Source organism: Mesorhizobium sp. M7D.F.Ca.US.004.03.1.1, assembly GCF_003998635.1.
Classification (GTDB): domain Bacteria; phylum Pseudomonadota; class Alphaproteobacteria; order Rhizobiales; family Rhizobiaceae; genus Mesorhizobium; species Mesorhizobium loti.
This window is the reverse complement of sequence record NZ_RZQG01000508.1, coordinates 1-4,394: the sequence shown is the minus strand read 5'-3', so window position 1 is coordinate 4,394 and position 4,394 is coordinate 1. Positions and strand designations below refer to the sequence as shown.

The following is a 4,394-nucleotide window of genomic DNA, read 5'->3' as shown; positions in this document are numbered from 1 at the left end:
CATCCGCCTTGGCCAGTTCATCGCGCCCGACATGGTCGCTGTGCGGCTGACGCCGTCGTTCGTTCGTGATCGTCGGCAGCCCAGACTATCTCGAGCACCACGGCCACCCCGAGCGTGTCGAGGACTTGCGCCACCACGCCTGCTTGCGCTTGCGCCGCTCAAACGGCGCCATCGCGCCCTGGTCCTTCGTCGACGGCAACGGGGAGATCGAAGCGATGGTCTCAGGCCCGCTGATCGCGCACGACTATCCGACATTGCTCGGGGCCGCGATGCAGGGCATTGGGCTGGCACAGGTGCCGCGACCCGTCGCCGAAGGTCCGATAGCCCAGGGAAAACTCAAATCGGTGCTCGACGGCGTCGCCGCCACGACACCGGGCGTCTTCCTCTATCATCCCGGCAAACGCCAAATCCTGCCGAAGCTGCGCGCCTTTATCGACCACCTCAAATCCGCGGTCTGAGGTAACGAAGGATGCCGCCCCCTTGGCGCTTCGCTTGCACCAAAGCTCTCATGGTATAAATATCAGAAATACATAAGTAAAAAATACTACAAGATGGACCATTCCGGTCAAGAACGTCGTTCTTTCAGTACTGAAGCTTACATTGCATATGAAAAGCGCCAAGACCAAAAGGACCGCATCAGCAGCCGGCAGCCCCAGGGTCAGTCCTCTCCCCGTCAGCAGGCTGGCGGCTGCGACTCCCGGTATGGTCAGGCCGATCGTGGCGCAAGCCGAACCCATCGCGACATTCAAGCCGCGCTGCAGCTCGTTGTTGAGTGAAGCGCGCACCGCCGAAATGGCCTCCGGCATCAACACCAGCCCCGCGATCATTGCCCCCACAATGCTGTCAGCCTGGGTCACCTGGTAGGCAACGAGCGTATCTTCGACGCTTGCCGCGACCTGCTCGGCGAGCATGACAATTCCGATCAGGCCGACCATCAGCAACAGAGCGCTGGCAGAGACGTTCTCGTGAGGGGCAGCGCGCACCGAAACGCCGTGTGGTTGTCCCTGGATAAAGTCTTCCCGGTGCCGGACGGTCTGCGCGAACACGAAGCTTGCATAGAGCAGCACTGAAAGGACGCTGACGAAACCAAGTTGGGCTGCCGAAAACGTGCCGGGATCCGTGGTCTGGGTGTAGGTCGGCAGAATAAGCGTCATGACGGTCAGCGCGATCAGAACCGCCAGATAGGCACTGGTCCCTTGCCGCACGATGGCCTGCTTGCGATGACGCCAGCCGCCAAGCGCGAGACACATGCCGACAACGCCGGTGGATGCGATCATCACCGTCGAGAAGACGGACTCCCGTGCCAGCGTCGGGTTGTTCTCTCCATGCAGCATCATGGAAACAATGATCGACACTTCGATCGCCGTGACGGCAAACGTCAGCACCAGCGTGCCGTACGGCTCCCCTACCCGCCGAGCTACCGCCTCGGCGTGGTCGAGCACGACGAAAATGGTGACGAACATGATCGCACTCGAAAGCGCTCCGACAAGGACTCTGGTGCTCGGCGAACCTACGTCTACCGACAGCCCGCTGGCTCTGACGGCGACAGCCATCACCAAGGCGGCCAGCGGCATCGCATAAGAAGTCACCGATCGTCCGAAACCGCTCATGCAAGCCCCTGTGCGTTTCTGCGAACCTTGGCTGCATTCGCGCACCGACAGATCAAAGCGTTCACCCGTTCAGGCCGTCTTCTGCGCCACCAGTCCCAGCTCTTCCACCATCGCCTGACGCATCAGGAATTTCTGCGGCTTGCCGGTCACCGTCATCGGCAATTCGGTGCGGAAGCGGATGTGGCGCGGGACCTTATAGTGGGCGATCTGGCCGGCGCAGAGAGCCTTGATCTCCTGCTCAGTGGCGATCTGGCCGGGCTTGAGCACGATCCAGGCGCAGAGTTCCTCGCCATATTTGGCGTCGGGAATGCCGAACACCTGCACCTCTCTGACCTTGGGATGGCGGTAGAGGAATTCCTCGACTTCGCGCGGATAGACGTTCTCGCCGCCGCGGATGACCATGTCCTTGACCCGGCCGACAATGTTGCAATAGCCCTCGGCATCGATGGTGGCGAGGTCGCCGGTGTGCATCCAGCCGTCGGTATCGATCGCCTCGCGGGTCTTCTCCTCGTCGTCCCAATAGCCCTTCATCACCGAATAGCCGCGCGTGCAAAGCTCGCCCGGCGCGCCGACGGCGACGGTGGCGCCATCGGCGTCGACCGCCTTGACCTCGACATGAGGGTGGATGCGGCCGACGGTCGAGACGCGCTTTTCCAGCGGGTCGTCGACGCCGCTCTGGAATGAGACCGGGCTGGTCTCGGTCATGCCATAGGCGATGGTCACTTCTTCCATATGCATCAGCGACACCACCTTCTTCATCACCTCGATCGGACAGGGTGAGCCGGCCATGATGCCGGTGCGCAGGCTGGAGAGATCGAAGGAATGGAAATCCGGGTGATCGAGGAGCGCCACGAACATGGTCGGCACGCCATAGAGCCCGGTGCAGCGTTCCTGCGCTACAGCCTTCAGCGTCGCGCCGGGATCGAACCCCTCGCCCGGGAATACCATGGTGGCGCCTTTCGACACGCAGCCCATCGTGCCCATCGACATGCCGAAGCAGTGATAGAGCGGCACCGGGATGCAGAGCCGGTCGTCGACGGTCAGCTTGATCGCCGAGGTGACGAAATTGCCGTTGTTGACGATGTTGTTGTGGGTCAGCGTCGCGCCCTTGGGCGCGCCCGTGGTGCCTGAGGTGAACTGGATGTTGATGGCGTCGCCGGGCTTCAGCCCCTCCGAGATGCGGTCGAGGCTGTCATGCTCGTCGCGGCCGGCCATGGCCAGCACGTCGCCGAAATTGAACATGCCGGGCGAGTTCTCGTCGCCCATGCGGATGACGATCTTCAGCGCCGGCAGTTTTTGCGCCTTGAGCTTGCCCGGCGTGGCCTTCGCGATCTCAGGCGCCAGCGCCTCGATCATGCCGAGATAATCCGAGGTCTTGAATTTGGCCGCCGTGACCAGCGCCTTGCAGCCGACCTTGTTCAAGGCGTAGTCGAGCTCGGTCAGCCGATAGGCGGGGTTGATGTTGACCAGGATCAGGCCGATGCGGGCGGTGGCGAATTGCGTCACCAGCCATTCCCAGCGGTTGGGCGACCAGATGCCGACGCGATCGCCCTTTTCGAGGCCAAGCGCCAGGAAGCCGGCGGCCAGCGCGTCGACCGTGTCCGACAGTTCGCTCCAGGTGAAGCGCTTGTCCTGGTCGACGAAGACGGCGGCGTCTTGCGTGGCATATTTGCTGGCTGTGTCGGAAAACAGCGCGGGAATTGTCTTGTTGAGCAGCGGCACCGTGCGCTCGCCTGAGACATGCGCCTTGCCGTCGACGGGTGCCACGAAGGTGCCGCCATTGCGCGCTCCGCGTCCGCGCAAATTGGTGGCGTTCTTCAGCTCGTCGAGATTGACTGGCATCGCTCTCTCCTCCCGGGACTGGCCGAGCCTATCAGCCTGCCGGGATGTAGGAAATCCCGCCGATGGTACTGGGGTCTATGCGGCCGGGGATGCCATCCTGGCGGCAATATCGCGCAGGACCGCTTCATCGGCTGCCACACGTGTCTTGCGCGACGCCACGAGACAGGCCTGCGAGCGCAGGACGAGGCCATCGCCCAGCACCTTGAGATGATTGGCGCGCAGCGTCGAGCCTGACGTGGTGATGTCGACGATGACATCGGCCAGTCCGGCCGCCGGCGCGCCTTCGGTGGCACCTAAGCTCTCGACGATGCGGTAGACTTGGATGCCGTGTTTTTGCGAGAAGAATTGCTGGGTCAATCGCCAGTATTTGGTGGCAATGCGCAGCCGACGGCCATGACGCTGGCGAAAGTCGGCGGCGACGTCGTCGAGATCGGCCATGGTGTCGACGTCGAGCCAGATGTCGGGCACGGCAACCACGACATCGGCATGGCCAAAGCCGAGACGAGCGACGATTTCGGCGCGCGTCTCCCAGTCGGCGAGGTTTTCACGCACCAGGTCCTCGCCGGTGATGCCGAGATCGACGGCGCCCTGGCCGATCTCGCCGGCAATTTCGGAAGCCGACAGGAACACCACTTCGACATTGTCCAGGCCCTCGACGCGGGCGTGGTACTTGCGCTCGTCGCCGGGCAGGCTGACAGCTAACCCGGCCTTGGCCAGCACTTCCAGCGCCTGTTCCTTCAGTCGGCCTTTCGACGGAACCGCCAGCGTGATCATGGCGCCATCTCCCGCAATGCCTCGATGCGGTCGAGCCAGACGGAAAAGCCAACGCCGGGGATCGGCGTTTTCGCGCCGAGCAAGGTTAGCAGCCGGTCATAGCGGCCGCCACCGGCCAGCGGCCGGTCGCCATTGTCGGCCGCGATTTCGAAAACCAGACCGGTGTAG

General features: G+C 62.9%; 4 protein-coding genes and 1 pseudogene. 1 reads left to right on the top strand and 4 read right to left on the bottom strand.

From position 1 onward, the window contains the following. Positions 1-458 (top strand): annotated as a pseudogene (locus EN935_RS24070) (LysR substrate-binding domain-containing protein); the annotation flags it as partial. A 48-nt stretch (positions 459-506) separates the two neighbouring features. Here EN935_RS24070 and EN935_RS24065 read toward each other — a convergent pair. From EN935_RS24065 to EN935_RS24050, 4 genes are all read right to left on the bottom strand, one after another. After that, the gene (locus tag EN935_RS24065) at positions 507-1,463 is read right to left on the bottom strand and encodes a calcium:proton antiporter (protein WP_245469011.1); all 957 of its coding nucleotides are present in this window, start codon (positions 1,461-1,463) and stop codon (positions 507-509) included. Between the two features lie 216 nt (positions 1,464-1,679). After that, on the bottom strand, positions 1,680-3,452 hold the full coding sequence (locus EN935_RS24060) for an AMP-binding protein (protein ID WP_127265573.1): 1,773 nt from the start codon (positions 3,450-3,452) through the stop codon (positions 1,680-1,682). Between the two features lie 75 nt (positions 3,453-3,527). Next, entirely contained in the window at positions 3,528-4,226 is a 699-nt protein-coding gene (gene hisG / locus EN935_RS24055; RefSeq protein WP_127373674.1) for an ATP phosphoribosyltransferase, read from the bottom strand. Further along, the coding region (locus EN935_RS24050; RefSeq protein ID WP_206534555.1) for an ATP phosphoribosyltransferase regulatory subunit at positions 4,223-4,394 on the bottom strand (172 nt) is incomplete at its 5' end. The genes hisG and EN935_RS24050, both read right to left, overlap by 4 nt.

Excerpts from the sequence above, each read along its gene's own strand:
- EN935_RS24065 (WP_245469011.1), bottom strand. The coding sequence starts at position 1,463 with ATGTTCGTCACCATTTTCGTCGTGCTCGACCACGCCGAGGCGGTAGCT.
- EN935_RS24060 (WP_127265573.1), bottom strand. The coding sequence starts at position 3,452 with ATGCCAGTCAATCTCGACGAGCTGAAGAACGCCACCAATTTGCGCGGA.
- hisG (WP_127373674.1), bottom strand. The coding sequence starts at position 4,226 with ATGATCACGCTGGCGGTTCCGTCGAAAGGCCGACTGAAGGAACAGGCG.